At 59.6% G+C, this 26,992-nt stretch carries 33 protein-coding genes and 1 pseudogene; 17 read left to right on the top strand and 17 right to left on the bottom strand.

All coding sequences use genetic code 11. From position 1 onward, the window contains the following. Positions 1 to 65 precede the first annotated feature (65 nt). From LCH64_RS26955 to LCH64_RS26975, 5 genes are all read left to right on the top strand, one after another. A complete protein-coding gene (locus LCH64_RS26955; protein ID WP_003224264.1) occupies positions 66 to 611 on the top strand; it encodes a carboxymuconolactone decarboxylase family protein in 546 nt (181 codons plus the stop codon). A 65-nt stretch (positions 612 to 676) separates the two neighbouring features. After that, complete coding sequence (locus tag LCH64_RS26960) at positions 677 to 1,747, top strand: acyl-CoA dehydrogenase family protein (RefSeq protein WP_226501827.1); 1,071 nt, start codon at positions 677 to 679, stop codon at positions 1,745 to 1,747. Then, the gene (locus tag LCH64_RS26965; protein WP_226501828.1) at positions 1,744 to 2,586 is read left to right on the top strand and encodes an ABC transporter ATP-binding protein; all 843 of its coding nucleotides are present in this window, start codon (positions 1,744 to 1,746) and stop codon (positions 2,584 to 2,586) included. The genes LCH64_RS26960 and LCH64_RS26965 overlap by 4 nt, the downstream gene beginning before the upstream one ends. Beyond that, positions 2,552 to 3,751 carry an ABC transporter substrate-binding protein gene (locus tag LCH64_RS26970; RefSeq protein ID WP_226501829.1) on the top strand — a complete coding sequence of 400 codons (1,200 nt, stop codon included), beginning with the start codon at positions 2,552 to 2,554 and terminating at the stop codon, positions 3,749 to 3,751. The genes LCH64_RS26965 and LCH64_RS26970 overlap by 35 nt, the downstream gene beginning before the upstream one ends. Then, on the top strand, positions 3,751 to 4,515 hold the full coding sequence (locus LCH64_RS26975; RefSeq protein WP_003224271.1) for an ABC transporter permease: 765 nt from the start codon (positions 3,751 to 3,753) through the stop codon (positions 4,513 to 4,515). The genes LCH64_RS26970 and LCH64_RS26975 overlap by 1 nt, the downstream gene beginning before the upstream one ends. A 176-nt stretch (positions 4,516 to 4,691) precedes the next feature. Here the strand turns inward: LCH64_RS26975 and LCH64_RS26980 are convergent, their stop codons facing one another. Next, on the bottom strand, positions 4,692 to 7,073 hold the full coding sequence (locus LCH64_RS26980; RefSeq protein ID WP_226501830.1) for a DUF3772 domain-containing protein: 2,382 nt from the start codon (positions 7,071 to 7,073) through the stop codon (positions 4,692 to 4,694). A gap of 171 nt (positions 7,074 to 7,244) precedes the next feature. On the opposite strand from LCH64_RS26980, the gene LCH64_RS26985 reads away from it, so the two are divergent. Further along, positions 7,245 to 7,823, top strand: a complete 579-nt coding sequence (locus LCH64_RS26985) for a DUF4337 domain-containing protein (protein WP_003224278.1) — start codon at positions 7,245 to 7,247, stop codon at positions 7,821 to 7,823. Positions 7,824 to 7,889: 66 nt separating this feature from the next. Here LCH64_RS26985 and LCH64_RS26990 read toward each other — a convergent pair whose 3' ends face one another. The 4 genes from LCH64_RS26990 to LCH64_RS27005 form a co-directional block, all read right to left on the bottom strand. Continuing rightward, complete coding sequence (locus LCH64_RS26990; protein ID WP_226501831.1) at positions 7,890 to 8,726, bottom strand: PhzF family phenazine biosynthesis protein; 837 nt, start codon at positions 8,724 to 8,726, stop codon at positions 7,890 to 7,892. Positions 8,727 to 8,809: 83 nt separating this feature from the next. After that, on the bottom strand, positions 8,810 to 9,244 hold the full coding sequence (locus tag LCH64_RS26995) for a GNAT family N-acetyltransferase (protein WP_103520442.1): 435 nt from the start codon (positions 9,242 to 9,244) through the stop codon (positions 8,810 to 8,812). 105 nt (positions 9,245 to 9,349) lie between these two features. Next, positions 9,350 to 10,075, bottom strand: coding sequence for an alpha/beta hydrolase (locus tag LCH64_RS27000; RefSeq protein WP_226501832.1), 726 nt, complete (start codon positions 10,073 to 10,075; stop codon positions 9,350 to 9,352). Between the two features lie 100 nt (positions 10,076 to 10,175). Beyond that, complete coding sequence (locus LCH64_RS27005; RefSeq protein WP_226501833.1) at positions 10,176 to 10,865, bottom strand: LysR substrate-binding domain-containing protein; 690 nt, start codon at positions 10,863 to 10,865, stop codon at positions 10,176 to 10,178. Between the two features lie 404 nt (positions 10,866 to 11,269). On the opposite strand from LCH64_RS27005, the gene LCH64_RS27015 reads away from it, so the two are divergent. Next, positions 11,270 to 11,866 carry a DJ-1/PfpI family protein gene (locus LCH64_RS27015; RefSeq protein WP_226501834.1) on the top strand — a complete coding sequence of 199 codons (597 nt, stop codon included), beginning with the start codon at positions 11,270 to 11,272 and terminating at the stop codon, positions 11,864 to 11,866. On the opposite strand, the gene LCH64_RS27020 is transcribed toward LCH64_RS27015, so the two are convergent. Both LCH64_RS27020 and LCH64_RS27025 read right to left on the bottom strand, forming a co-directional pair. Continuing rightward, positions 11,861 to 12,025, bottom strand: a complete 165-nt coding sequence (locus LCH64_RS27020; protein WP_103486024.1) for a DUF2986 domain-containing protein — start codon at positions 12,023 to 12,025, stop codon at positions 11,861 to 11,863. The genes LCH64_RS27015 and LCH64_RS27020 overlap by 6 nt on opposite strands. Positions 12,026 to 12,139: 114 nt before the next feature. Further along, positions 12,140 to 13,171, bottom strand: a complete 1,032-nt coding sequence (locus tag LCH64_RS27025) for an alpha/beta fold hydrolase (protein ID WP_226501835.1) — start codon at positions 13,169 to 13,171, stop codon at positions 12,140 to 12,142. Between the two features lie 222 nt (positions 13,172 to 13,393). On the opposite strand from LCH64_RS27025, the gene LCH64_RS27030 reads away from it, so the two are divergent. From LCH64_RS27030 to LCH64_RS27040, 3 genes are all read left to right on the top strand, one after another. Next, the gene (locus LCH64_RS27030; RefSeq protein WP_226501836.1) at positions 13,394 to 14,089 is read left to right on the top strand and encodes a tRNA (adenine(22)-N(1))-methyltransferase TrmK; all 696 of its coding nucleotides are present in this window, start codon (positions 13,394 to 13,396) and stop codon (positions 14,087 to 14,089) included. A gap of 73 nt (positions 14,090 to 14,162) precedes the next feature. Beyond that, a complete protein-coding gene (locus LCH64_RS27035) occupies positions 14,163 to 14,606 on the top strand; it encodes a MerR family transcriptional regulator (RefSeq protein WP_226501837.1) in 444 nt (147 codons plus the stop codon). An 84-nt stretch (positions 14,607 to 14,690) separates the two neighbouring features. Next, positions 14,691 to 15,923, top strand: a complete 1,233-nt coding sequence (locus LCH64_RS27040; RefSeq protein ID WP_226501838.1) for an NADH:flavin oxidoreductase/NADH oxidase family protein — start codon at positions 14,691 to 14,693, stop codon at positions 15,921 to 15,923. Between the two features lie 65 nt (positions 15,924 to 15,988). On the opposite strand, the gene LCH64_RS27045 is transcribed toward LCH64_RS27040, so the two are convergent. Further along, the gene (locus LCH64_RS27045; RefSeq protein WP_003224301.1) at positions 15,989 to 16,549 is read right to left on the bottom strand and encodes a fasciclin domain-containing protein; all 561 of its coding nucleotides are present in this window, start codon (positions 16,547 to 16,549) and stop codon (positions 15,989 to 15,991) included. A gap of 180 nt (positions 16,550 to 16,729) precedes the next feature. On the opposite strand from LCH64_RS27045, the gene LCH64_RS27050 reads away from it, so the two are divergent. Further along, positions 16,730 to 17,164, top strand: coding sequence for a GFA family protein (locus tag LCH64_RS27050; protein WP_226501839.1), 435 nt, complete (start codon positions 16,730 to 16,732; stop codon positions 17,162 to 17,164). Between the two features lie 20 nt (positions 17,165 to 17,184). On the opposite strand, the gene LCH64_RS27055 is transcribed toward LCH64_RS27050, so the two are convergent. Further along, positions 17,185 to 17,703 carry a DUF1993 domain-containing protein gene (locus tag LCH64_RS27055; RefSeq protein ID WP_226501840.1) on the bottom strand — a complete coding sequence of 173 codons (519 nt, stop codon included), beginning with the start codon at positions 17,701 to 17,703 and terminating at the stop codon, positions 17,185 to 17,187. A gap of 182 nt (positions 17,704 to 17,885) precedes the next feature. Between LCH64_RS27055 and LCH64_RS27060 the strand changes: the two genes are divergently transcribed. Then, entirely contained in the window at positions 17,886 to 18,518 is a 633-nt protein-coding gene (locus tag LCH64_RS27060; protein ID WP_226501841.1) for a LysE family translocator, read from the top strand. Positions 18,519 to 18,631: 113 nt separating this feature from the next. On the opposite strand, the gene LCH64_RS27065 is transcribed toward LCH64_RS27060, so the two are convergent. Continuing rightward, positions 18,632 to 19,096, bottom strand: a complete 465-nt coding sequence (locus LCH64_RS27065; protein ID WP_226501842.1) for a MarR family winged helix-turn-helix transcriptional regulator — start codon at positions 19,094 to 19,096, stop codon at positions 18,632 to 18,634. Positions 19,097 to 19,192: 96 nt separating this feature from the next. Between LCH64_RS27065 and LCH64_RS27070 the strand changes: the two genes are divergently transcribed. Continuing rightward, positions 19,193 to 19,561 (top strand): antibiotic biosynthesis monooxygenase family protein, encoded by a 369-nt coding sequence (locus tag LCH64_RS27070; RefSeq protein ID WP_226501843.1) that lies wholly within the window; start codon positions 19,193 to 19,195, stop codon positions 19,559 to 19,561. 32 nt (positions 19,562 to 19,593) lie between these two features. Beyond that, a complete protein-coding gene (locus LCH64_RS27075) occupies positions 19,594 to 20,052 on the top strand; it encodes a hypothetical protein (RefSeq protein WP_226501844.1) in 459 nt (152 codons plus the stop codon). A 109-nt stretch (positions 20,053 to 20,161) separates the two neighbouring features. Here LCH64_RS27075 and LCH64_RS27080 read toward each other — a convergent pair whose 3' ends face one another. The 5 genes and pseudogenes from LCH64_RS27080 to sseB form a co-directional block, all read right to left on the bottom strand. Next, entirely contained in the window at positions 20,162 to 20,479 is a 318-nt protein-coding gene (locus tag LCH64_RS27080) for a hypothetical protein (RefSeq protein ID WP_226501845.1), read from the bottom strand. A gap of 106 nt (positions 20,480 to 20,585) precedes the next feature. Continuing rightward, positions 20,586 to 20,743: pseudogene (locus LCH64_RS27085) on the bottom strand (IS5/IS1182 family transposase); the annotation flags it as partial. A gap of 88 nt (positions 20,744 to 20,831) precedes the next feature. Further along, on the bottom strand, positions 20,832 to 21,377 hold the full coding sequence (locus tag LCH64_RS27090) for an NADAR family protein (protein WP_226501846.1): 546 nt from the start codon (positions 21,375 to 21,377) through the stop codon (positions 20,832 to 20,834). 95 nt (positions 21,378 to 21,472) lie between these two features. Further along, positions 21,473 to 22,078: a hypothetical protein gene (locus tag LCH64_RS27095; protein ID WP_201137854.1), complete on the bottom strand. Its 606-nt coding sequence runs from the start codon at positions 22,076 to 22,078 to the stop codon at positions 21,473 to 21,475. After that, positions 22,075 to 23,091 (bottom strand): enhanced serine sensitivity protein SseB, encoded by a 1,017-nt coding sequence (sseB, locus tag LCH64_RS27100; RefSeq protein WP_226501847.1) that lies wholly within the window; start codon positions 23,089 to 23,091, stop codon positions 22,075 to 22,077. Before sseB ends, LCH64_RS27095 begins: the two co-directional genes overlap by 4 nt. A 64-nt stretch (positions 23,092 to 23,155) precedes the next feature. Here sseB and LCH64_RS28410 point away from each other — a divergent pair, with 64 nt between their 5' ends. Further along, on the top strand, positions 23,156 to 23,395 hold the full coding sequence (locus LCH64_RS28410) for a YceK/YidQ family lipoprotein (protein ID WP_315975165.1): 240 nt from the start codon (positions 23,156 to 23,158) through the stop codon (positions 23,393 to 23,395). A 285-nt stretch (positions 23,396 to 23,680) separates the two neighbouring features. On the opposite strand, the gene LCH64_RS27105 is transcribed toward LCH64_RS28410, so the two are convergent. Next, on the bottom strand, positions 23,681 to 24,706 hold the full coding sequence (locus tag LCH64_RS27105; RefSeq protein WP_226501848.1) for an FAD-binding oxidoreductase: 1,026 nt from the start codon (positions 24,704 to 24,706) through the stop codon (positions 23,681 to 23,683). 136 nt (positions 24,707 to 24,842) lie between these two features. On the opposite strand from LCH64_RS27105, the gene LCH64_RS27110 reads away from it, so the two are divergent. Next, on the top strand, positions 24,843 to 25,958 hold the full coding sequence (locus LCH64_RS27110) for a saccharopine dehydrogenase NADP-binding domain-containing protein (protein WP_003224326.1): 1,116 nt from the start codon (positions 24,843 to 24,845) through the stop codon (positions 25,956 to 25,958). A 2-nt stretch (positions 25,959 to 25,960) separates the two neighbouring features. Next, complete coding sequence (locus LCH64_RS27115) at positions 25,961 to 26,452, top strand: DUF2269 domain-containing protein (protein WP_226501849.1); 492 nt, start codon at positions 25,961 to 25,963, stop codon at positions 26,450 to 26,452. Between the two features lie 8 nt (positions 26,453 to 26,460). Here the strand turns inward: LCH64_RS27115 and LCH64_RS27120 are convergent, their stop codons facing one another. Beyond that, positions 26,461 to 26,913 carry a thiol-disulfide oxidoreductase DCC family protein gene (locus LCH64_RS27120; RefSeq protein ID WP_226501850.1) on the bottom strand — a complete coding sequence of 151 codons (453 nt, stop codon included), beginning with the start codon at positions 26,911 to 26,913 and terminating at the stop codon, positions 26,461 to 26,463. Positions 26,914 to 26,992 lie beyond the last annotated feature (79 nt).

Genomic DNA, 26,992 nt, shown 5'->3' on the forward strand with positions numbered 1-26,992 from the left:
GAATATGGATCGAAATTTTTATAACCAACAGACTGGCCGGACACTCAACAGCAGGAGTCCACTCCATGTCGCGCCTTACTCTACACACTGTGCAAAGCGCTCCCGAAGCCGCCAAACCGTTTCTGGAAAATGCGCAGAAAAACTCCGGATTCATTCCGAACCTGCTGGCCGTGCTGGCCAATGCCCCGGCGGCGCTGGAAACCTACGTTACGGTATCGGCGCTCAATGGCAAGTCCGAACTCAGCCTCGCCGAGCGCGAAGTGGTGCAACTGATTGCGGCGACCCACCATGGTTGCGATTTCTGTGTCGCAGGTCATACCGCCGTCGCGCTGAATAAGGCAAAACTGCCGCCGGAAGTCGTCAGTGCGCTGCGTGAAAAAGCCACCGTCCCCGTGGAAAAACTGGAAACCCTGGCCGCGTTTGCCCGCGAAGTGATTGCCACCCGGGGCAAGGTCAGCGATCAGACCTTCAACCAGTTCAAGGCCGCGGGCTATACCGAAGGCAATGCGCTGGAAGTGATTCTCGGCATCAGCCTGGCGACCCTGTGCAACTTCGCCAACGTATTCGCCGACACGCCGCTCAACCCCGAGCTGGCCCCGTATCGCGCGTAATCGGCCAGCGGTTCCGGCAGCGTCGTCTATGGTTGATGCGGCTGCGTAAAAAGGAGAAAAACGACATGCTCAATCCGGCATTGATTCAATGGCTGGAACACAACGCCCAGGCACTGGATGCGGGCGACGGCGATCCGCAGCAGGTGCTGACGCAATTGGCGCAAGCCGAGGTGCTGCGCGTCGGCATCAGCCCGGCGCTGGGCGGCAGCGGCGGTCACGTCAGTGATGCCGTGGAAACCCTGGCCGCTGTCGCCAGCCATTCACTGGCGGCGGCGTTCGTGTTCTGGGGCCAACGGGCCTTTATCGAATATCTGCTGCACAGTCCCAACGCTGCGCTGAGGGAAAAACTGCTGCCGTCGCTGCTCAGTGGAGAGCTGGCCGGCGCCACCGGTTTGTCCAACGCGATGAAGTACCTGTCCGGCATCGAGGCATTGCAAGTGCGCGCCGCCCACACCGCAGACGGCTGGACCTTGAACGGGCGCCTGCACTGGGTCACCAATCTGCGCAAAAGCGGTTTTGTGGTGGCGGCGGCGATCGAGCACGAGGAGGGCGGTTCGCCGTTCGTGCTGGCGATTGCGGATGACGCGGCCGGTGTGCAACGTTCCGCCGACCTGCAACTGATGGGACTGCAATCCAGCAACACTGCCGCCATCGATTTTGCCCAAGTGGCGGTCGCTCGCGAATGGTTGCTGCATGAAGATGCACGCAAGTTTCTGCCAGCGGTGCGCCCGGCGTTTCTCGGTCTGCAATGCGGTATGGCGATCGGTCTGGCGCGACGGGCACTGGCCGAGGTCGAAGGACATTTGCAGGACGGGCGCTCGATCCTGCTGGAGCCGTTGCAGGAACAACGCGAGCAACTGGCGCAGACCGTCGACGCGCTCAAGCAGGGCCTGCACGACGGACGTTTCCTGACCCAGCCGGGCGCGTTGTTCCAGATCCGCATCGCGCTGGCCGAATCCGCCGCCAATGCCGTGCAACTGGAATTGCAATCGAGCGGCGGCAAGGCCTATCTGACGGAGCACGGCAGTGGTTTCGCCCGGCGCTGGCGCGAGTCGGCGTTCGTGCCGATTGTCACCCCAAGCCTGGTGCAACTTCGCGCCGAATTGCAGCGGCAGAAACGGGAAGCGACGGCATGACTGCGCCGTTGCTGGAGGCGCACGGCATCAGCCTCGGCTACCCGCGAGAGCAGGGCTGGCACACCGTGCTGGAACACTTCGACCTGCAATTGCAGCCCGGTGAAGTGGTGACCATTCTCGGCCCCAGCGGTGTCGGCAAATCCAGTCTGCTGCGAGTGCTGGCGGGTTTGCAGGCGCCGCAACAGGGGCGGGTGAGCCTGCTTGGCGAACCGCTGACCGGCGCGCATCCACGGGTGGCGGTGGCGTTTCAGGACCCGAGCCTGTTGCCGTGGCTGACCCTGGAAAAGAACGTCGCCTTCGGCCTCGACTTCGCCCGCCAGCCGCACCTGACGGCCGAGCAGCGCAAGGCGCGGATCGACCACGCCATCGCTGCGGTCGGCCTCGAACATGCACGTCAGCAGCACCCGGCGCAGTTGTCCGGCGGCATGGCCCAACGCACCGCGTTGGCCCGTTGTCTGGCCCGTCAGCCGCAGGTGCTGTTGCTCGATGAACCGTTCGGCGCGCTGGATGAAATCACCCGCGCCGACATGCAGCAGTTGCTCCTACAACTGATCGCCGAGCACCACACCGCAGCCGTGTTGATCACCCACGACATCGACGAAGCCCTGCTGCTTTCCGAGCGGATTCTGCTACTGGGTAACAGCCCGGCGCACATCCTCGGCGAGTGGCGCATCGACCTGCCTCAGCCGCGTGCCGAGCTGGTCGAGGAACTGGGCGCGCTGCGCATCGACATCCTCAAAACCCTTCGGCGGGCGAGCCGCAACCCCCTCACTCAACCTGTGCCCGCTACGTCGGAGATTGACCATGTGCCTGGACGACTTCACTCACACACGTCGTGACTTCATCAAACTCAGCGCGCTGCTGACTGCCGGCGGTGCGTTGCCGCTGCTCAACAGCCTCAGCGCGCGCGCCGCTGCCGAGCCGAACGCGCCAGTGCGCATCGGTTATCTGCCGATCACCGACGCCACGCCGTTGCTGGTCGCACACAACAATGGCCTGTTCGAGGCCGAAGGCATTCAGGCTGAACGCCCGGTGCTGCTGCGCAGTTGGGCGCAGGTGATCGAGGCGTTCATTTCCGGACAGGTCAACGTGATTCACCTGCTGTCGCCGATGACCGTGTGGGCGCGCTACGGCAGCAAGGTGCCGGCCAAGGTCGTGGCATGGAACCACGTCGGCGGCTCGGGTCTGACCGTGGCGCCGGGCATCACCGAGGTCAAGCAACTGGGCGGGCAATCGGTGGCGATTCCGTTCTGGTATTCGATTCATAACGTGGTGGTGCAGCAACTGTTCCGCGACCACGGACTGGTGCCGGTGAGCAAGTCGGCGAGCGCCGCGCTGGCGCCGAACGAAGTCAATCTGCTGGTGCTGCCGCCGTCGGATATGCCGCCGGCCCTGGCGAGCAAACGCATCGCCGGCTACATCGTCGCCGAGCCGTTCAACGCCCTGGCCGAGGAGCTCAAGGTCGGCCGCGTGCAGCGCTTTACCGGCGACGTCTGGCGCAATCACGCCTGCTGCGTGGTGTTCATGCATGAGCAGGATCTGAACAACCGTCCCGAGTGGTCGCAGAAAGTGGTCAACGCGATCGTCAAGGCGCAGGTCTGGACCCGCGACAACCGCGCCGAGGCAGCGAAACTGCTGTCCAAGGACGGCGCCAATCGCTACACGCCGCACGCGCAACCGGTGCTCGACCGGGTGCTGTCGCCGGCCACCAGCGACCGCGAGCAATACCTGGCCAGCGGCGCGATCCAGCACAGCCAGTGGGACGAGCAGCGCATCGACTTTCAGCCGTACCCGTTCCCCAGTTACACCGAAGAACTGGTCAAGCGTCTGAAGGACACCTTGATCGAGGGTGATAAAGGCTTCCTCGCCAGCCTCGATCCGCAGCAAACCGCTAAAGATCTGGTGGACGACCGCTTTGTGCGCAACGCCATTGCGGCGGTGGGTGGCATGCAGACCTTCGGCCTGCCGGAAAGCTTCGAACGCAGCGAGGAGTTCAGCCTCTGATGCGTCAACGATCTTCATCGACCGTGCACGGTTTGTTGGGCGTAGCAGGGCTGTTGTGCCTGTTGCTGCTGTGGTGGCTGGGCGTTCATCTGCTCGGTGGCAACGACAGCCTGGCGTTGCGCTTTTCACCCGAGGCGACGCTGGCCAGCCTCGGCGAACTGCTGCTGCGCCCGGAGCTGTACGAGCATGTGCTGGTCAGCCTGAAACGGATTGTGGTCGGCCTGTTGCTGGCGCTGCTGATCGGCGTGCCGCTGGGCCTGATGATCGGCAGCTACCGGCATCTGGAAGCGGCGACCACGCCGGCGTTTCAGTTTCTGCGGATGATCTCACCGTTGTCGTGGATGCCGGTGGTGGTGATGCTGCTGGGCGTCGGTGATCAGCCGATCTACTTCCTGCTGACCTTCGCTGCGGTGTGGCCGATCCTGCTCAACACCGTGGCCGGCGTGCGCCAGCTCGACCCGCGCTGGCTGCAACTCAGTCGCAGCCTCAGTGCCACTCGTTGGGAAACCCTGCGCAAAGTGATCCTGCCCGGCGTACTCGGCCATGTGCTGACCGGGGTGCGGCTGTCGATCGGCATTCTGTGGATCGTGCTGGTGCCGTGCGAAATGCTCGGCGTCAGCGCCGGGCTGGGCTACTTCATTCTCGATACGCGAGATCGGCTGGCGTATTCGGAACTGATGGCGATGGTGCTGCTGATCGGTGTACTGGGCTTTGCGCTGGATGCGTTTGCGCGGTGGCTGCATCGGCGCTGGGCGCCGGCCTGAGGCCTTTCGCGAGCAAGCCCGCTCCCACAATGGATTAATGACAAGCATGCATTCTGTTTTTAGCGCAGAACCCCTTGTGGGAGCGAGCCTGCTCGCGAAAGTGGTGTGTCAGTTGTCGGAGATTTTGCCTGTGCCGGCGTCTTCGCGAGCAAGCCCGCTCCCACAGGGGGGGGGTGTTACGGGGCGGAGGCTGGTTTCGCCAGCGCAATCCCCGCATCCCCCAGCCGCTTGAGAATCTCGAACAGCAGATCACTCTTGGTCCCGCCCACAATCCGCGGGCTGCCGACGTAGCCGGTCACCGTCAAGGTGATGCCATCCGGCGAGAGTTTGCTGAAGCGTACGTACGACGCCGGTTTGTCGAGGATGTTTTCGTTTTCGCGGTAGGTGTTCAGCAGCAGTTCCTTGACCTGTTCGGGGTCGATGTCCAGCGGGAACATCAGCTCCAGGCTCGCCACCCCTTGGGCGCTGCCGCCGAGGGTGACGTTGCGCAGGTTCTGCGAGATCAGTTGCGAGTTGGGCACGATGACGATGGAGCGGTCGCTGAGCTGGATTTCCGTGGCGCGCACGTTGATCCGGCGGATGTCGCCCTCGACGCCGCTGATGCTGATCAGGTCGCCGACCTTCACCGGGCGCTCGGTGAGCAGGATCAGCCCGGAAACGAAGTTCTTGACGATCTCCTGCAGGCCGAAGCCGATCCCCACCGACAGCGCACTGACGATCCACGCCAGATTGGTCCAGCGCACGCCCAGCGACGACAGCGTCAGGAGGATGACCGTGGCATAACCGATGTTGGAAAACAGCGTACTCAGCGACGCGCACATGCCCGGGTCCATGTCGGTCTTGGGCAGGAACTCGTTGTCGAGCCAGCGGCGCAGGGCGCGGATCAGGTAGATGCCGATCAGCAGTGCCAGCACGGCATTGATCAAATGCGCGGGGACGATGTTCAGCTTGCGCAACCCGGCGCCGCCAAGGATGCCGAGGACATTGCTGGTCAACTGCCCGAACGTGGTGCCGATGCCGCCGACGAAGAGGGTAATCACCGCCAGCAACAGCAGCCCGGCGCGGCTGGCACCGGACAGCACAATCGAAATCTGCTCCAGCCGCCGGTCACCCATGCCCAGGGTCTGCTTGATGGTCTTGCCGGCCGAGTAGCGCGGCGAGAACAGGTATTCGCAGGCGTCCTTGACCACCTGCACCAGCAAATAGAACCCGGCCAACACGATATAGGCCCAGACCAATTCATAGGTGACGAAACGAGCCAGCGACACGTAGCCGGTGAGCAGAGCCAGCGCCGACACGCACATGCACACCGTGGCGATGCTGTAGATCGCCCCGGCAAATGTGCTGCCGGCCTCCGGTTCATTGGCGCTGATCAACGCCTTGCGCACTCTGCCGACGCGCAACAGCAGCGGCACCAGAATCATGATCACCACGATGGCAATCACCCCACGTTGTGCGATCACGATCTGGCTGCTCATGCCGGTGGCGTTGCTGACCTGCACCAGCGTCACCAGTACCAGCAGGATGGCCGCGAGAATCCTTGGATAGGGCCGCAACGCCAGTGCCACCGAATCGGCAATCGCCGGCAGCCGCCACGAGGGATGTTTGGTCGACAGCAGTGCGCGGCTCAACGCGGTGATCAGGACGCAGGCGTAGACGGCTTTTTCGAATTCCTCGGAAAAAGTCTGCAGCACTGGCGTCAGTGGTTCGTGGCGGGTGCAGGCGTAAAACAGCAGGTGCAGGGCGATGGCCGTGGTGCCAAGGGTCGCCAGCGCCGAGGCGAACGCCAGCGCGCTGCGGCGCAGGCGCCCCTCCGGCATGCGGTGGATGCAAACCCAGGTCAGGCCGCGCTCGGCGAGTCGCCGGCCGAGCGTCCAGAAAGCCAGCGCCAGCAGCACCAGCACACAGGTGAAAAACCGCTGCCCGGGCGCCCAGACCGTGGCCCAGGTGAGGTTCACCTGATTGATGAAAAAATTCAGGCGCTGGCGGTCATCCGGCTCTGGCGACACCAATGGCGACCAGAAGTCAGGGCTCAGGACGCTGTCGGTGCGCAGGGTCAATTCGCTTTCAAGCAGCGTGCGGCGGATGCCGGCGATTTGCGTGATCAGATCAGCCGCGCTTTGTTTGAGCGCGGCAAGGCTTTTGAGCGTGGCGTCGACCTTGTTTTTCTGTTCGCTGAGCATCGCCCGTTGTGCGGCGATTTCCGCTTGTTCGGCGGCGATCTGCGTATCCGGCGCTGCGCCGAGCACCCCCAGTTGCACCGTCAATTGAGCTTGCTGCGGCAACAACGCCGCCGATAACCGATCGATGTCCAGAATGAACGTCTGTACCCGGTCTTGCGGGCCTTCGAGCTGGTTGTAGTTGTTGGCGGCGGAAATCTGCTGCTTCAGCCCGTCGAGGCGCATTTGCAGGGCTTGCAGATCACTCTGCGAGACTTCCACCAGCGGTGCCGCAGTGGTCGCTGTGGGCGCCGGTAAATCCGCCGCCCACAGCGCCGAGCCGCTTGGAACAAGCACGGTCAGCGCGACAAAAAACAATGACTTCAATGTGTTGCGCATGAGAGGGGCCGGTTCTCGTTGATCACACAATCTATGAGGTTAGGTGATCGAACCGGGCACGGCGGAAAATTTCAGGTGAGCAGGGCGGGCTCGCAGAGTGGCTTGCGTGTTTCGCTGTGGTTGTCCTCATAATGCCGCCCATCTCCAATTACCCATCCAAGTTCGACAACCATGCCTGAAGAGTTCGAAGTCCCCAGCCCCCACGAGCAACATATCGAGCACACCACCCATCATGCCCATGCACAGGGCGATCGCTTTGCCAGCAAGATTGCGGTGATGACGGCGATCATGGCGACCGTCGGCGCCCTGATGAGTTATCAGGCCGGCTCGACAGAGAGTGAAGCGGCCATGGACAAAAACAACGCCGCTATCCAGAAGACCGAAGCCGCCAACGAATGGAACTACTACCAGGCCAAGTCCAGTCGGCAGAACCTGTCGGATCTGGCCAGCCATCTGCCGGGGCTGGATTCTGCCCACTATGCTGCCGAGGCGCGACGCTACGGGGAGCAGAAAGAGGAGGCGCGCAAGAAGGCCGAAGTGCTTGAGCAACAGGCGCGCGAGTGGGAGGAAAAATCTGAGCAGGTGCTGCACCAGCATCACCGCTGGGCCCAGGCCATGACCGCGATTCAAATCGCCATTTCACTGGCAGCCATTACCTTGCTGACGCGCAAGGAATGGCTGCGGCGCGTGTCGTTTGGTGCCGCCGGTGTCGGCGTCATGCTGGGATCGCTGGCCTGGCTGCATATTTGAGTGTCTTGGATTCCGGCACGGGGCAGCGGTTATCGCGGGATTAATCACCCCGGATTCCATGGTTCATCAAAAGACCACCTGGCCGGAAATGCAGTGCTGAACGGCTCCGCCCACCCAGACGGTGCCGTCAACGCTTTCGATGTGCAGTCGGCCGCGGCGGCCCATGGTGGTGCCCTGGCTGACGGTGTAGCGCTCGCTGAGGATACCCGCGCCGATCAGCCACTGAGCCAGGCTCGCATTGAGGCTGCCAGTGACGGCGTCCTCGGTGCATTCCTCGCCGATGAAGGCTCTGACTTCCACGTCCGTTTCAGCTTCAGACCCCGACCACGGCGCAATAACGCCGACATTCAGCCCCTGCAGCGCCGCGTAATCAGGCTTGATCGCCAGCACTTCTTCGCGACTCGCCAGCAACACGCCCGCCCAACCCGGGCCGTTGTCTACCCATTGGCTCGCGCGGATCTGCCCGGCGGCGAGGCCAAGGCCATGTTCGATCAGGCGTAATGTCACTGCCTCCAGCGGTCCGCTGCGCACCAGCGGTGGCGCGGAGAAGGCCAGTTGCGGGCCTTGCTTGCGTACCCGAATCAAACCTGCCGAGCACTCCTGAATAATCTCGACATGCTCAGGGTTGTCGTTGTGGGCCAGCCACACTTTGCAGCTGCCCAGGGTGGGGTGGCCAGCGAAGGGCAGCTCGCGCAGCGGTGTAAAGATACGTACGCGGTAATGCGCTCCCGGCGTTTCGGGCTTCAGTAGAAAAGTGGTCTCACTGAGTTGCGTCCAGCGGGCAAACGCTTGCATCTGCTCGGTTGTCAGCTCATCGGCATTCACCACCACTGCCAGTGCATTGCCTTCGTAGGGTTGATCGGCGAATACATCGACTTGTTCGAATTGCAGAGAGCGTGGCATTTTATGTCCTTATAGGTTGAATCAGGGAAGATCTTTTTCACGGATGGATTCGGATCACGACTGCTGTTGTCAGGTGCCCGGTCTCAGGTCGCTGTCCACGACATTTCGATATGCGTGTCTGTTGCGCCAGTTCGGCGAAAGCCCAGTCGCTCGTAGAGCTTCTGCGCCAAAGTATTCGTGCGAAAAGCGCCCAATTGCAAGGGCACCTGGCGGGCAGCGGCTTGCAGCTGGAGCTTCTTTAGAATGCGCGAGCCGATGCCCTTGCCTTGGTACTCATGCGAAATAGCGATGTTCTGAACATGGATTCGATCTTCTTTGTCCAGAATCTGCACGTATCCAATAATCCGGCCGCCTTGTTCAAAAACCGAAGTGGCTGTGCATGCAAATTCCGCTGCGAAATTTGCGCGTTGCCAACTCTCATCCCAGCCCCATATTTTTTCGATGTGTTCGCGGAAGACTGCTCGATGCAAGTCGAAGAGGGCTGTCAGGTCGCTATCCGTGGCGGGGCGTGCGGTCATGCTGGTCTCTGATTTACGCTTTTGACCTGGTGAGGCTAGTGGCTGCAACAATAAACGGCAATTCGGATCGATATGCCGCGCAGCATCTGACTGGCCCAAATACACTCAAAGCGCCACCCGCTGCAGAAACTTCCTGACCTGCAGCGAATACGCCGCCGGATGCGAGAATCTGAACATATGCCCGGTTCTCGGCATGACGACTTCCTGCGCTGCCTTTATGCCCCTCAGCAGAATCCCCGCCGCCTCTTTGCCGATCAGCTTGTCTTCTTCGGGCGTCAGGATCAGCGTCGGCACGTCGATCTTTTGCAGCAGGGCGGTGTAGTCGATTTTCTTGATCGAGTGCACGCGGTTGACATAGGCCTTGTGTGGGGTTTGTTTGATGAAGAAGGCGCGGCTGTTGGCGGCTGACCAAGGGATTTCACCTTCCTTGTCGAACGACGAAGCCAGTTGCCCGGCGTGGAAGCGCAGGGTCGTCTGCCGATAAAACGGTCCGGGGAAGAACGGTGCCAGTGCGGCCAACGTTTTCAGCAGGGGCGAGGTGATCGGGCTTTTGGCGAAACCGCCGGACAGCACCAGGCCCTTGAGGCCTTTGGGCTGGCGTGTGGCGACCGCGATCGACGCGACCGCGCCGTAGGAGTCGCCCACCAGCACGTAGCTTTCAAGATCTTTCACTTGATCAATGATGAAGTTGGCGAGTTTTTCCAGGTCACCGACGTCGTCCGGTAAGCGCAACGTGCGCATGGCGCGGTGCTGCAAGTGGGTGAGAGAGTCGAGCTGCCACGGCGCACCGGCGAAGCAAGGGACCATGACCAGCGTGGGCTCGGTTTTCATGAGTATTCCTGGCGTGTTGAACGGATGTCCGCACTCTAGGAGGACTGAGGCCTGCGATCCAATGGCATTGGCGCAGCCTCTCGATGCACGAGATCGATCGTCAGTCGGCGATCAGCATTCTGGTCATCCACTCAACCGCCGGCTCGTTGGCGCGTCCGCGTGCGCGGACGACAAAGACCTCCCAGGTGGGCAGCGTCAGGGGCAATTCGAAAATGCTCAGTTGTGCGGTTTCCTGCATCTGCAAGGCGACACGTTCGGCGACCACGGCAATCGATTCCGATGCGCCAACCATGAATGGCACTGCGAGAAAACTCGGGCAGGTGACGCTGATTTTGCGCCTGCGACCGAGCTGTTCCAGCGCGTCATCGACAGCACCCCGGGCGTCGCCACGGGGCGAAATCAGAACGTGCGGCAGGCGAGTGAAGTCATCCAGTTCCATATGCAGATGTTTGCCGCGTTTGACCAATGCCGGGTGCCCTTTGCGGGCGATGCCGACAAAACGCTCCTTGTGCGCGAGCTGGCAATCAAAGCGTTGCGGCACTTGCGCAAACGAACCCGAACCCAGCACCAGGTCGATCTCGCCGGCGTCCAGCAGGCGCATCGCCGATTCGCCATCCACCGGCCCGAGTTTCAGCACCACCTCCGGCGCTGCCGACTGAATTTTCGCCAGTGCCGGAGCGACGACGGTCAGCACGGCGTGATCGGTGGCCGCCACCGCCAGTGTCGCCTGCAGACGCGCCGGATCGAACGGCCCCCGTGGGCTGGCGACCAACCGTACCGACTCGAGCACCGCCGCCCACTCGGGGCATCAGCTCGATGGCCAGCGGCGTCGGCGCCATGCCGCGAGGGTTGCGAATGAACAACTGATCATCAAATGCCGTGCGCAAACGCGACAGGGCATGGCTGGTGGCCGACTGCGACAAATGCAGTCGCTGCGCCGCACGACCGACGTGCCTTTCCGCCCAAAGCGCTTCAAGCACCACCAGAAGATTGAGGTCGAAACGCGTCAGATCCAGCGGCTTCATGGGGGTGTTGGCCTTTTCATCATTCGATGCAGGTAACTGTCCTACAGGCGTTGGCTGAAAGCTACAGCGCCCCTCGGCTACAGCTGAAAATGTAGCCATGACAATTTTTTGATTGTCGTGATTCTCTGCTCTTACGATGCAGCATCGTCCATCAATCTCGAGGCTCATCATGCACATCGCCATCCTGACCTTTGAAGGTTTCAACGAGCTGGATTCGCTGATCGCGTTCAGCATTCTCAACCGGGTCCAACAGCCCGGTTGGCGCGTGTCTGTCGCCAGTCCCACGGACAAGGTGCGCTCGATGAATGGCCTGTTGATTGAGGCACAGGCGTCACTGGAGGAGGCGTGCGACGCGGACGCGGTATTGGTGGGAAGCGGGCGGATGATCCGGGACGTGGTGGCGAATGCCGAATTGATGTCGCGTCTGCAGCTTGATCCGGCTCGCCAATTGTTGGGTGCCCAGTGTTCCGGCACGTTGATTCTGGCGAAGCTCGGCCTGCTGAGCGAGGTACCGGCCTGTACGGATCTGATCAGCAAACCCTGGGTGGAAGAGGCTGGCGTTGCCGTGCTCAACCAGCCGTTCGTGGCCAATGGCAATGTCGCCACCGCAGGCGGGTGCTTGTCTTCGCAGTACCTGGCGGCCTGGTTCATTGCCCGTCTTGCCGGTCTGGAGGCCGCACGCAGCGCGCTTCACTACGTGGCACCGGTTGGCGAGAAAGAACTCTACGTCACGCGGGCAATGAGCAATATTTCAGCGTTTTTATAAAGCGTTTTCGCCGCTCTCAACCGGTTCTGCCGCCGCTTCGGCAGCCATCTTCGCGCGGTCAGCCTTGCTGATGTACTTGGGCTTTTTCGGCGCGAGTTTGGCGCTGGCCTTTTTGGCCTTTTCCTTGAACAACTGCTGCAGTTTCTTTTGGCGGTTCATGTTTCTACTCGGTGAAGGGGAGCCGGGCATATGCCCATCAAGCGCGCATTAAAACCGGCTCGGAGCGATTTGGCGAGTCGCTTGCAGCGATGCAGGATCAAACGGCTGCCCGGATCATGGTTTCGACGTCGCCAGAAAATCGCTGATCAGCGCCACCACCTGCTGCTGGATCACTTCACGCGGTCGCGCATTGTCGCGATCCTGGCAAATGACGCCATCGCCCGGTGCGTCTTCCTCGAGCATCTCGATCGCGCCCGGTTTGCAGATCGACGTGAAGCTGAAGTGGGTGGCGTCGTTGATCTCGACATAACGCGTGGTGGCCGCTGGCAAGCGTTTGGCCAGATCGGCGGACTCCAGTTGCGCCGGAAGATCTTCGGAAGGTGCGCCGGCGGCAATCACCAGTGCCGGTACGGGGAGCGCCGCGAGGCTTGCGTCGGTCATGCCGCGTGACAGGCCCAGGTCCAGCGAAACGATGGCGCTGACCTGTTCGTAGCGCCGGTCGGCAGCGAGGTCGGCTTTGGCTTGCGCTGTGCTGGCGGGGTTCATCTTTTTGTAGACGTTGCAACTGGCGAGCTGCGCATGGGCTTTGCAGTCCTCGGCAAAGCGCTCGGGGTCGAAGCGTGCACCGGCGATCTCCAGAGCCGTCCAGCCACCGAGCGAATGACCGACGACGACAATCCGCTGCGGCGCCACTGCGCCAAATTTTCCCGGCTGCGCCACAACGGCTTCGATGACCCGCCGCAGATCAACTGGCCGCTGCCACAACTGCGCCGCTGCTTGCGGACTGCGATCATGGGTGGTGCTGCCGGGATGGTTGACCGCCGCGACGATGTAACCTTGATCCGCCAAGGCACTGGCCAGCCACATCTGGTTGCTCCAGTTGCCCCGATAACCATGGGAAAGCACCACCAGCGGGTGCTCGCCGGCAGTCGGCGGCGCATCGCGCACGGCAGAGGCACTGACGAACACCGGACTGTCGTCGATCACTTGCGCGGTTGCATGGGTCGTCGCCGGGTACCAGACAACCATTTCCAGCGGCCGCTGCGGGTCTGGCAGGGTTGTGCTGTGGAAGCCGATGGGGTGCGAGTCCGCGAGTGCGCTGGTGGAGAGGCCAATCAGAAGCAGGGCGCCGAGAGCTGTTTTCAAGGTTGATGTCTTCCATGAATGCGTTTGTTGTTTTGAGGTACGGCTGCGCGCAGGTTAGTAGACCGGTTGCAAAGAAGATAGCGGATGCCTCGCCCTGCAGTGACAGGCCGAATCCGACCTGGACCGCGCCAGTCCAAATTTGAAATACCCACCATTGCCCGCTACAGTCGCGCCCCTTGTCCGGCCAGCAGCGCCGGCGATGGCCGGGGAAGAGGGCGGCAGTTGAACGAACACACATTGTCCATGCGTCTGGAGCGGGTGGCGGCGCATGTACCGGCCGGCGCGCGGTTGGCGGATATCGGCTCGGATCACGGCTACCTGCCGGTGGCACTGATGCGCCGTGGCGCCATCGTTGCGGCGGTGGCCGGCGAGGTGGCGTTGACGCCGTTCCATGCCGCGGTGCGCACGGTGCGTGACAACGAACTTCAGCAGCACATCAGCGTGCGTCTGGCCAGCGGCCTGGAGGCGATCGAGCCGTCCGACGGGATTACCGCGATCAGCCTCTGCGGCATGGGCGGCGAGACGATTCGCGACATCCTCGACAGCGGCAAGGCGCGCATGAGCGGGCACGAACGGCTGATCCTGCAACCCAACGGCGGCGAACAACCCCTGCGCCAATGGCTGATGGACAACGGCTACCGCATCCTCGACGAGGAAGTGCTGCAGGAAAACCGCTTCTTTTACGAAATCATCGTCGCCGAGCGCTGCGGACCGCTGAGCTATAGCGCCGAACAGTTGTACTTCGGCCCGTTGCAGATGCAGGCGCGCAGCCCGGCATTCCTCGCCAAATGGCAGCGCTCGTTAAGGCAGAAACAGAAAACCCTGAACAGCTTCAAACAGGCGCGCCAGGCTGTGCCCGAGGAGAAGCTGGAAGAGGTTGCGCGACAGGTGCAGTGGATGACTGAGCTGTTGGCTTGATCTGCCGTGTTGGCTGTTGCACCCCTTCAGGTTTAAAGTCAGCTTCAAGGTTAACGCTCTTGCGGAGTCGGACATGAGAATCGGTGAACTGGCGAAAATCAGCGGGCTGGCGCCGTCGCGTATCCGTTTTTACGAGGCGAGCGGGTTGATCACTGCGGTCGCGCGCAAAGCCAACGGCTATCGCGATTACGCTCCCGACACCCAATGGGTATTGCAGATCATCACTGGTGCGCAGGCGGCGGGTTTCTCCCTGGAGGAAATCCGTCAGTTGATGCCGATGAACGCGAGTGGCTGGCAGCACGAGCAGTTGCTCAATGGCCTCAAGCAAAAGGTCGAAGAAATCGATGTCCTGCAGCAACGCCTGGCGCAGAACAAAGCGCAACTTCAGCTCGTCATCCAGGGCATTGAAGACAAGCCCATGGGCGTGGCGTGTGCGGACAATGCGCAAATGCTGATAAATCGCCTGCGCGAACAAGGTGTGGTGAGCGCAGCAGAGCGTCGCGATGTGGCGCTTTGAAGCGCGAGTCAGCTAAAAAAGGCTATTGACCTTAAAGTTGACTTCAATCTTATGGTGGCCTCATCTCCAGTTGAGGACTGCCCCATGAATGTGTTCGACCCCCTGACCTTACCCAACGGTTCGATCATCAAGAATCGCATCGCCAAAGCCGCCATGGAAGAAAACATGGCGGACGCCGACCAGGCGCCCTCTGCGGAGCTGATGCGTCTGTATCAAGCATGGGCCGACGGTGGTGCCGGGCTGATCATCACCGGCAACGTGATGGTCGACGGCCGCGCCATGACCGGACCGGGGGGCGTAGTGTTGCAGGATGATCAACAACTGGACAAGTTCAAGCGCTGGGCGCGGATTGGCCGTTCTGCCGGTGCGCAGTTCTGGTTGCAGATCAATCATCCGGGGCGCCAGATGCAGTCCAGCCTCGGGCAGAAAACCTGGGCGCCGTCAGCAGTGCCGCTGGAGTTGGGCAAACTGTCCAAGCGTTTCGCCACGCCCCACGCCATGACCGCCAGTGTGATCAAGGACGTCATTCAGCGTTTTGCCAATACCGCACGCCTGGGTGAACAGGCGGGGTTCACCGGGGTGGAAATCCACGCCGCTCACGGCTATCTGTTGAGCCAGTTTCTCTCGCCTCTGACCAACCAAAGGACGGACGAGTGGGGTGGCTCACTGGAGAACCGCGCGCGGTTGTTGGTCGAGGTCGTCAAGGCAGTCAGGGCGGTGGTTTCTGCAGAGTTTGCCGTAGCGGTGAAACTTAATTCCGCCGATTTCCAGCGCGGCGGATTCACCGCTGACGATGCGAAAAAGGTCGTTGAACTGCTCAACGGTCTGGGCGTGGATCTGGTGGAAGTGTCCGGCGGCAGCTACGAAGTCCCGGCCATGCAGGGTGAAGCGCGCGATGGTCGAACCCTGGCTCGCGAGGCCTATTTCGTCGAATTTGCTCGGGATATTCAGACCGTTGCGAAAATGCCGGTGATGGTCACCGGCGGCATTCGCCGTCGTCCGGTTGCCGAAAGCGTCGTGCAGAGTGGGGTGGACATGGTCGGCATCGGTACCGCGTTGGCTATCGATCCGCACCTGCCGCGCGACTGGCAGCAGGGCAAGGACAACGCCCCGCAATTGCCGCCGATCACCTGGAAAAACAAGGCCATTGCCGCGCTGGCGAACATGGCGGTGGTGAAGTTTCAGCTGGGTAAACTCAGTCGGGCGCAAAAGCCTGATCCGAGCGTGTCACCGTTGCGGGCGCTGATTTTGCAGCAGATCGCCATGGCGTTTCGCACCCGGCAATATCGGCGCTGGGTGGAAAAACGTTCGGCGTGAGTCGGTAGTTCTTTCAATCGTGACTTTGGCGGGACTCTTTGATGAGTACCCGCCAAGTCAGCCAGTCAATTCGGCATCAGCACCGTATCGACCACGTGAATCACGCCATTGGATTGCATGACGTCAGCGATGGTAACGGCAGCTTTGCCGCCCTTGGCGTCCTGCACCCATAGCTTGCCGTCGTGCAGCATCACGGTCAGCGATTCGCCCTGGACGGTTTTCAGCATCACTTTGCCGCCGTGCATTTTGGCGTCGTCCATCAGCTGTTTGGCCGTGTGAGTGCCGGCGACGACGTGGTAAGTCAGGATCTTGGTCAGATCCGCCTTGTGTTCAGGCTTGACCAATGTATCGACCGTGCCGGCGGGCAGTTTTGCGAAGGCTTCGTTGGTGGGAGCGAAGACGGTGAACGGTCCCTTGCTGTTGAGCGTATCCACCAGCCCGGCGGCCTTGACCGCAGCGACCAGTGTCGTGTGATCCTTGGAGTTGACTGCGTTTTCGACGATGGTCTTGGTCGGATACATGGCCGCGCCGCCAACCATCACGGTATCGGCGGCAAAGCTGGATCCGGCGCCGAGGCAGAGCAGGGTGAAGCAAGCGACAGCAAGGCGTTTGATGAGCATGTGCATGGTGCGTCTCCTTGATTCTTCGACCCTTCGAATGAGGGTGTTGAATGTACGGAGCAGGGAGTGAAACGGATGCAGAGCAGAGCGGAAAACTTTGGTTTTTCATCTGGTCCATTAGAATGCGGCTTTGACCATAAGAAACTTCAGCATGGATGTGCAAGCGCTCGTCCGAAGGAGATCCCCATGACAACAGGGCAGTGTCTTTGCGCCGCCGTACGCTTTTCCCTTACCGTGGAACCGCGCTTTTTCTATCGCTGCCATTGCGCTCTGTGCCGTAAGCAAACCGGTGTCGGGTTCAACCTCGCCACGCTGGTCAACGCTCGGGATTTTTGCTGGGAGGCAGGGCAGGACGCGATCAGCAGTTGGGTCAAACCCAGCGGCTACAGGAACGACTTCTGCGCACAGTGCGGTTCGACCGTGCCGAATCCACTTCGCGAATCGCCTTACGTGTGGATTCCGCTCGGACTGCTCGATGAGGATCTGAACGTGGAATGCGTGGGTGATTTCTGCGTGGACGATGCGATGTCATGGGATACGCAGCGCTCGGCGCAGAGTCATCACGGTGCGGTGGAGTCACTGGAATTTCTTCTGCAAGAGCTCCGGGTCAACCCTGATTGACCCCGAAGCCTGACCTGCAATCACTTCCGCAGATAAGCAAACATGTGCTGCACATAATCCGCCTTGCCCAGCGGCACGCCATTGTGGCGCAGGATGTTGTACGCCGTGATCAGGTGGAAGTAGAACTGTGGCATTGCCCAGTCCACGGCGAATTCGCTGCCGCTCATGTCGAAGGCGATGCCGTTGGGCAACTCGATTGAGATCTGCCGCTCAGCGCTTGCGTCAATCTGCGCCGGATCCGCCGCCGCCAGCATCTCCAGTGTTCTTTCGATCAACGCCTTCGCCGCCGCCATGTTTGCGGGCGGTGTGAGCTTGGTCAACGGTTGTTGCGTCAGCCGTTGCACGGTGTCCTGTGCCTGGGTGCAGGTGTATTGAACCTGCGTGGCGAGATTGTGCATGTCCGGCGCCAGACGTGCTTCGAGCAGAACCTGCGGGTCATAGCCGCGCTCAACGGCGCAGGCCTCGCCTTTGGACAGGATCGCCGTCATGGAGCGCAGCATTTGGGTGAAACGAGGGATGGTCATTGCGTAGATCGACATGGTTATTCCCTTTAGTAGTCATTCGAGCGTGAAGCCTCAGTGGCGAAGGGTAGTCGATTCGCTATCGAAAAGGCCGCGACATCACACTTTCCGAATGAGCCTCCCCACGGGATTTACCGTTCGGTAAACTGCCTCGACTCGCCCGCAAGGCGACCCAGACAATAAAAACGCCGAGGCCCCCCATGATTGATCTTTCCGTAGCACTCCTGTTCGCCGGCGCCTGCTTCGCGCTGGCCCTGACCCCCGGCCCGGACATGCTGCTGATCGCCTCCCGAAGCCTGAGCCAGGGCCGCGCCTCGGGCTTCGTCTCCCTCGCCGGCATTCAGGCCGGCACCTACTGCCACGCACTGGCAGCCGCCCTCGGGCTGTCGCAACTGGTCGCCACCGTGCCCGCCGCCTACGACATCATCCGCTTCGCCGGCGCCGCGTACCTGGCATTCCTGGCGTGGAAAGCCTTCACCAGCGACGTATCACCCTTGGCTACCAACGAAACCCTGCCAGCCACCCCGTTGTTGCGTATCTTCCGCCAAGGATTGGTGACCAATCTGCTCAATCCGAAAATGGCGCTATTTGTGCTGGCGTTGTTTCCGCAGTTCATTGATCCGGGGAAAGGCTCGCTGGTGCTGCAGATGTTGGTGTTTGCGACAATCCTGAATGTGATCGGATTGCTGGTGAACGGGGCGGTGATTGTTTTGGCCAGCAAGGTTGGGAACAAGCTGGCGAGTAATGCGCGGATCGCGCGGCGGTTGAATCAGGTGTTGGGGGTGGTGTTTTTTGGCTTGGCTTGTCGGTTGGCGTTGTTTTCGGGGCGGTAGGGTGGGGCTGCTTCAGGCATGAAGCGGACGTCCATGAACCGCTGTTTACAAGCTGACCCGGTCTTTTGTTGCCTGAGCTTTTGACGAGCTGGATCATGCAGAGGCTGGCCGGGTCAGTCGGCCTGGTCTTCCTCAAGCCTATTGCGCAGGTGCTTTAGAACCTGATGGGTGGTCTGGATAGCATCCATGTCCAATCCCTCCGCCAGCTCATTAATCCAAGGCGTTTGAAGCTGCATCGCCAGATCGAATGCTTCTCTCCCAGCTTCAGTCAGTACAACCAGCTGCGCCCTGCGGTGGTGTGGGTTCGGCTGAAACTCCAGCAGTCCCTCCTTCACCAGATCGTTGACGATCCGCTGAACGTTTTGCCGATTTGCCCCCATGTCGCGAGCAATCCATGAAACCGGTTGTGCTCGTTCGGCATACACAATCGTACCCAGTAGTTGCCAGCGGGCGCTTGTCAGGCCTAGCTCTGCGACGAGTCGATCGCCTGCAGTAAGCAGACGTGTACTTGCTCGAAAGATCTCAAGAACCAGATCGCTCGTGGCGCTTCCTGCGGGGGTGTAGTTTGTCTTTTTCATGGCGCGAATCCTTCCACGTTGACACCATGATGTCAATCGCAGTAGGTTTGGAGCGTGAACCCAAATTGTCATCATGATTACAATGTAGAGGCCGCCATGCTTTCCATTCGCCCCATTGATCCGATCGTCCCCATCACTCAACAGCTGCAGTGCAGCGAAGCTCCAGTGGTATTGATCAACCTCTTCACTGTCGACGCAGACGATATACCTGACATCATTTGCGCATGGGAGCTGGATGCCAACTGGATGAAACAACGTGCCGGTTTCATCTCCACGCAGCTTCATCAGGCCATCGGTGGCAGCAACATGTTCTTGAATTACGCCGTATGGGAATCGGTAGAGCGGTTCCGCGATGCTTTCAATCATCCAGCGTTCGCCAACGCCCTGGCGCGGTATCCCTCAAGTGCTTTGGCCATGCCGCATCTGTTTACCAAGGTAGCTGTGTCGAATATCTGCACGGCTTGAGTATTAACCCACTGTCTTACGGTATTAGATAAATGCTCAGACGATTGCATTTGATCTCCAGCACGCTGGCACTGCTGTGCATCGCCACCTTCTTTCTGTCGACCATTTTTGTCGAGCTCATCGGATCCCGACACTCGATAGCCTCACTCAAGCACCTGATCGTGAGTCCCGGGCTGTGGATACTGGTACCGGCAATCATTGCGACCGGTGCAAGTGGAGCGTTAATGAGTCGAAAACGACAAGGACGACTGCTCGCTTTGAAGAAGAAACGCATGCCTTTCATCGCCGCCAATGGCCTGTTGGTTCTGATGCCGTGCGCCATTGTGCTTAACCAATGGGCGTCGGCGGGGAGCTTTGATACGCGTTTTTACTTCGTACAGGTAATCGAACTGATCGCAGGAGTCACTAATCTCGCATTAATGGGGCTGAATATGCGCGACGGCCTGCGCCTCAGTGGCCGACTGCTGCGGGATGCACCTCACAAACAGTAAGCTGAATACTTGCTTCCGTTTGTCTTAAAAATCTGGGCCGAAATCCGCCATTTGTGACCGACTGCTATCGGCCAATAGCGAGCGGCCCTTTTCGACCCAAAGCTGTCGTTTACTTTGCATAGGCAAGTCTGCGTGCTCTGTGGCGGTGAGATTGAGGTAGGGCTTTATTCTCGGCGCAAAAAGCCAACATTTCGGTCAGCTCGAAATCCAAAGGAAAGCCATCTTCTAACCATTGAAGCGCTAATCCTGCCCAGTACTCGGAATGTGAAGCCAGTGCTGTGAGCACCAACTGTTGCAGCGATATCTGGGCAGGTAGCGTGTGCTTTTTCTGCAAGATTTTTACTGAGTCAGGCAAATCGATTGCCGCCGCTTCGAAAGGCTTTTCAAGCAGTGGCAATAACCAGACGTAACTGAATTCGTTGCTCATCTTTCCCTTCGGCTGTTAATGGCGATGAACCTGCTCTTGAAATCTTCAAGGAACAGACATCCGAACTATGATGGCCGCTTCTGGAATGGGCCAAAATCAGCCTTTTTCAGGCCGTCAGCGCTTTCATCAAACCATTGGCACCGATGATTTTCATGACCCGTTTCAAGTTGTAGGCGAGAACATTCAAGTTCATCTCCGCACTCACTCCGGCCAGCTTTCGCGTCAGGAAGTGCGTCGCCCCATCCATCGTTTGAGCGTCCCGAAGGAAAGCGAGCATGAGAGGGCGGTCGCGTTAGTTGCCCGGCTTCTGTGCGGTTCGCCCGTCGCGGTGTTCGCCACCGCGACGGGCGAATCATGTTTCGTCGCGGACCTGCATCAGCGCGAACCCCAGAAGATTCAGGCCTTGCCACAGGTTGGGGTTACTCGCGTTTACGTGATCCTGGGCGAGTCCGATGCCCCAGATGCTGTCAACCGGGCTTGCCTCAACGATGATGCGAGAACCAGTACCCTTGAGGAATGCATTCAACTCCGGGTTTTGCGAGAACTTGGCCTGGTTGGCCCGGACCACAATTGCATACCGGTGTTGCAACCAATCGTGTTCGTTGAATCCGCGCACGTTGCGGCCAAGCGCCTTGGCCGCGTTGGGCGTAGGCGCCTGGAGCACTTGAGCGCGAATGTCCTGATCGCCGAACAAGGCTGCTTTCTCTGCCATCATGAAATGTTCGGCAGTCGCGTAGCGTTTCCCGTCGACAACAAATTCGGCTTCGAACCACTGGCTGAAGCACGAAGCGGTGACTCCGTGCCTGCTTCGCTGGTGTCCCCAGAAAAAGACATAGTTCAGATCTTCTCCAGCGTTGAAGCGGGAGCGGAGGTCTTCCAGATATTTGGAGTCGTGCAATTGGACTTCCTTGGCAATTGGATTTTGGCGTGAGAGATTTACCACGATATGCACTCGCGTTGAAAATCGTGCGAGTTCTGCGCATTTCAAACCTTTCAGCACAACCTTTTGCGCACAGCCTTCAATACTGCTTCGGTGTACCAGGTCTCGACATCGATCGCGATAGCTTCACCCGCATCAGCGACTAACTCGATTTGGGTGTTTATGCCCTGTTCAAGAAGCATTCGCTGCGCGTCTTCAAGGATCCTGCGTTTACCCGTGAGCCAAAGTCGTTGTTCTCCCGTCAGCAATGCAAGGGTTTGAGGGTAGGTGCACTGCAGTTTTCGACGCAAGTTGACCAGTGCCGTTTTGTCACTCCGGTCAATTATCGGAATCAGTACATACGGCTTGCCCGAGGCTGCCTCCAAGTCGTATTTGTCTTGCAGATGCTCATCGACACTCCAACCGACGACTGTGTCATGTTCGCCTGTCCTGACGTTGATCAAGTGCGCGTTAACACCGACGTAGCAGTACTCCGTCATGCCGTGGACGACGTAATCCTCACTGTTACTGCGAATGACCCAGTAATCACCGTTGGCAGAAAGTTCACAGGACTGAATGACAAAACGCACAGGCTTACCGTCTCTCATGACGTTATCAGACAGGCCGAGCACGATTTCACAGGCCTGTTCTGCGGTTAGCCCGGTGTTGTGTAGTGTCATGCTTTGCCAAAACCAAACAATGAACGCAGCCAGCCTGCCGACTTCCGTTCATAGAAGGGTGTGGTTTGCTTGAGGAAGTAATCGCTAAGGCCTGAATCTCCGTCATGAACGCGGTACAGATCAACGGGTTCGCCATCCGGAGCAGAGTCCCCGGCAACGCTGCCCGCTTCGCGCATGACCTGTTCAAAATCGCCGTCCGCTTCGATCCCGATGATCAGATGAGGCTTTTGGTCAGACGAAGCGTCATGCATCAATGCCAGAAACGCGCGCTTCACATTGCGATGTCTGGCGAGTAATTGAGTGAGCGAATTGACCATCTTCGAGGGATATTGCGACGGCTGTCCGAGCAGTACCTGAGTGTCCTTTTCGACCGTGCGCTGCACCGGTCCCTGGCCGACCTCATCGGAGAGCAGGTAGCGCACTTCCTCGGGGAAAAACTCTTTCCCGTAGGGAGACTTTGGATTGAGGAAAAGAGGAGTGCCCAGCGTGATTTCAAACAGCGATCTGGCCGGGATCTCTATGTAGGACTCTTCGCTGTTTATGGATCTTTGTAGCGTATGCAGCGAAGTGAAAAACGGGATGACAGCGGAGCCGTCGGGCTTTTGCCAGTGCGCAATGCTGATGTTGCTGCCTGCCTCAAGGTTGACTTGCCCTTCGCCAGTGCCGGCGGTGCCGAGGACGTAGATATCCGAATTCAGCAGCGTCTTGAAAAAATCAGGTCGGTGGGCGGGTTCATCCGCCGCCAGTCTGAGTGACTTTTCGAGGGTGTTTTCTTGCTGGGTATCCATGATGTCCATCGGCAGTTCCATCAATGCAGGCAAAAAATGAGTGACAAAGAACGCGCAGTTTTTCACGCTGTTGTAAAAACAGGAAGAACTGAAACCTGATAAATCTGCCGCATCAGGAAGGCAACACCGTGTGATTACGTCGAGCCGAGTGGAAAGAATGCAGCGTGGCGGGATATGGGTATTTTTTGTTTGATGCGTCACAGCGCCCGCACCGTGGCCATCCAAGGGTGACTAACTTTACACAACAGCGTCTATGCAACTCTGTGCAAAGAAGTAATAAGGACGTTACGTGGTTCGAAGGGTAGTTTTACTGGTGCTGACTGCCAGTCTGGGTGGGTGTATGGCAACAGCTATGCGTATGGATTATGACAAGCACCGATGCCCCTATATCGGCGTGCGGTTTGACTGGTGGTTGGTCGGTACATCCAAAGGAAAACTGATACCCTTTTTGCTGATCGACGCGCCGTTTTCTTTGGTGGTCGACACCGTCTTTTTTCCCTTCGAATATCAATACAGCTGCAACCTTTAAGGCAACAACGGTGTTTGCAACGGGGTAAGGGATTGCTATGCATCAGGTGGTTGAAAGAGCGTTAAACGTGATCGCTGTAGAGAGTTGCGAGCCTGTATGCAACCAAGTCTTCCGGCAGCTAATGGTCGATAGCTACCTCCAGTGAGCGACTGCCTTTGGCTGAAAACTGCCTGTCCCAAACGACGGCTATTGGCCTATAGCATTCGTTCGTAACGGCCGAGGAGAATGATTCAGGCCCAGGCATCCGTTGGATACCCGGGCTTTGTACATGTCATCGCGCATGAATTACTGGAATCGTTCTGGCCGACAGGGCGCCAACGCAGTCGCAAAGCGGCCATCGACGATCTCCTCGGCCACCAGTCGCCCCACGACCGCCGCCAATGTCACGCCCGGATGCATCACGCAAACATATGCGCCACTGATGTTCGGCAGATAGCCAATGAGCGGAATGCCATCGACAGGCATTGGTCTGAGGCCGACGCACGCCAGCTCCGGCTCGATGGATATCACCCCGTGCAGTTCGTGCTGGATGGCTTTGGCTGTTCTCAGCGCGATGGCTTGCGCGCTGTTTTGCGGCGTCTCATCTATATAGTCTTCCGCCGCCAGCAGCGTATCGTCGGCGTCTTGCCTGATTTCCATGTGAGGGCTGGAGATGATCGTGTTCACTCGCTGAGGCTGGGTTTTGTAGCGGATGAATATTGCGGGTGAGGCTTCGATGGGCAAGTTGACGCTTAGCTGTTCTGCCAACTGCGGGGTCGCGGTTCCCGCAGCCAGCACGACAATGTCGGCATCGAGCTCACTTGTTGCAGTGATCACGCCGGTGACCAGACCGTTCAAAATCCGGAAGCCAAGCACAGGAGTTTGTGTGAGAACCGTCGCGCCATGGTCTTGCGCACCGGCGATCAAGGCCTGCGTTGCCTGCACGGCATCCAGCGCGCCTTCTTCGGCGGCAAGGAACGCGCGTTCTGGAGGATGTTTGAGATTGGGTTCAAGGTCGAGAATCTGCGCGCTATATATAGAAGGTGCTTGAAACCAGCCATCGCCGTAAGACAGCGCACCGGTCCAGCGCACCTTCAGTCCCGGCAGTTCGGATTCGAGTCGGCGGTATTCTGCGATGGCCGCTGCGCGCAGCGGCGCAACGGAGTCCGGACCGCCGTGCGAAGTGTTGATCCAGGCGAAGGAGCGGCCCGTTGCACCGGACGCGATTTCACCAGCCTCGATCACAGCCACTTTTGCACCTTTCGCGGCAAGGTGATAGGCCAATGACGCGCCGACGATTCCCGCGCCGATGATGATGATTCGTTTGCTCATATCAACCTCCGTTGTCGACGCGCTGACGTTACTACATCGCGGCTCATGGGCGCAGACTTGCCTGGCCCGGTGATATCGGGGAAGCTGCGCCGAACCCGGTTATGGGTCGGTAGTTGAATTGTTCAGGGAAGCGTTGATGGTACTCAGGGTGTTGGTGGTTGGCGGGTATGGAAACTTTGGCAGTATTGTTTGTCGGCATCTGATCGACACGCCGGGCATCGAACTGGCGATCTCGGGGCGCGACCCCCAGAAGCTGGCGCGTAAGGTCGCTGAGCTGGGCGCGACCTGCGAGAGCTGGTGCGGCGATGCCATGGGTGCCGGGTTCGTCCCGGCTCTGCGCGCGATGAACATTCAGTGGGTGATTCACACCGGCGGCCCGTTTCAGGGGCAATCCTATGCGGTGGCCGAGAGCTGCATCGAGGCGGGCGTCAACTATTGCGATCTGGCGGATTGCCGGACATTCGTCAATGGCATCGGCGTGCTCGATGCCCGGGCCCGGCAGGCGGGTCTCGCCCTCCTCAGTGGCTGCAGTTCGGTGCCGACGCTGTCGTCGGCGATCATCGATGAGCAGCGCTATCGGTTCAAACGCATCGACTCGATCGAACACGGTATTTCCTCGTCAGCGAAGATGCCGGGGTTGTCGACGATCGAGGGGGTGCTCGCGTATGCGGGCAAACCGATTCGCCAGCTCAGAAATGGTCGTGTACATGAAGTGATGGGGTGGGAGGATCTGACCCTGCGCAAGCTGCAAAATCTTGGTACTCGTGCGTTGGCCAATGTTGATGTGCCGGACATGGATATTTTCGCCAGCCGGTTTGGTGCGCACACTTTGAGCTTCAAGGCCGGGGCTGGTCTGAAGCTCGGCGGCGTGGCCAATTATCTGTTTGCTCTGGCGATGAGGAAGGGGCTGGTGCGTGACCACATGGCGTGGGCCGCCCGGTTGCATCGCTGGGGGACGTGGTTCGAACGTTTCGGCGATGGCAAAAGTGCGATGTATATAGATGTGCAAGGTGTCGACCTGAATGACCAGCCGTTGTCGATGACGGCGCAATTGACCGCGCTGAATGACAAGGGGCCGGAGATCCCAAGCTGTGCCGCAGTCGCTCTGGCCGTGAAGATCGCCCGAGGTTACTTGCCCGAACCGGGTGCCCGTCCTTGCGTTGGCGAGATCAACGTCGACGAATACATGGCCGCGATCAACGATCCGCAAAACCTGAGCCTGGCGGTGCACTTTTCTGATGGGCAGCCCTGAGCATGCTCTATCTGGGCCTGAAGTACGTGCATGTCATCGCCGCGATTTTCCTGTTCGGTTTCGGCATGGGTTCCTATCTGTACCTGATCGCAGCCAGTCGCACGGCCAATCCGCAGGTGATTGCGCATGTGGCGCGAATGGTGGTGCGCTACGACGCCTGGATCACTACGCCGGCCGGTTTTATCCAGATTGCGACAGGTTATTGGCTGACAAGGCTCACCGGGTTGCCCTTGACCGCGGATTGGGTGCTCATGTCGCTGATCCTCTTCTTTATAGTGGGCTCGCTTTGGCTGCCAGTGCTGGTGCTGCAGAAGCGCCTGCAGCGGATGGCGGCGAGTGCGGTCGCGCGTGGTACTCGTCTGGCGGACGAGTACCGGGCCGTTTATCGCCAGTGGTTCTGGATGGGCGTTTGCGGTTTTCTCGGTATGTTCGTGATTGTCTTGATGATGGTGACGAAGCTGACGCCGGGGCAGTGGCTGCAACTGATGTTGTAGCGGGGCATTCACATTGGCGATTTGAGAAAGCGGCGTTCGTGATCGGGATTGGGCAACAGGCAGGTGTCGTACTTGCCGAAGATCCGGTAGCGGCTCAGTGCCACGCGGTCGTAGGCCCAATCCCTGAGTGCTCGCGGGAAAATTCGCAGAAGTCTGACCGGCCACCAGCGGGCAGGCAATTGCGCGACGACTTCGAAGAATGCCTCCGAGCGCACCCAGTAATGCTGGTCGCGAATGACCGCCATGGTGTCGAACTGATCCACCGGCAGACCGGCCCATGCCAGCAACGCCTGACCTTCCGGCGATTGCACCGCCGCCAGGCGCATCCGGTGCCGGTTGTCGTGGCGAATCAGAAAGCGCGCCCAGCCGTTGCACAGCTTGCAGACGCCGTCGAACAGAACCACGGTCTCGCCTGGATTGAGCAGGGGGGCTGGGGAAGGGCGAATTCGGGATCCAGGCATGGAGGATGATCTAAGAAGTGGGTCAGTCATTGCGAGGCATCATCCTTAGGTAAGAGGCGTTGTTGGGCAACATGCTGCG

The organism is Pseudomonas sp. MWU16-30322 (genome assembly GCF_020515535.1).
Lineage (GTDB): Bacteria > Pseudomonadota > Gammaproteobacteria > Pseudomonadales > Pseudomonadaceae > Aquipseudomonas > Aquipseudomonas fluorescens_H.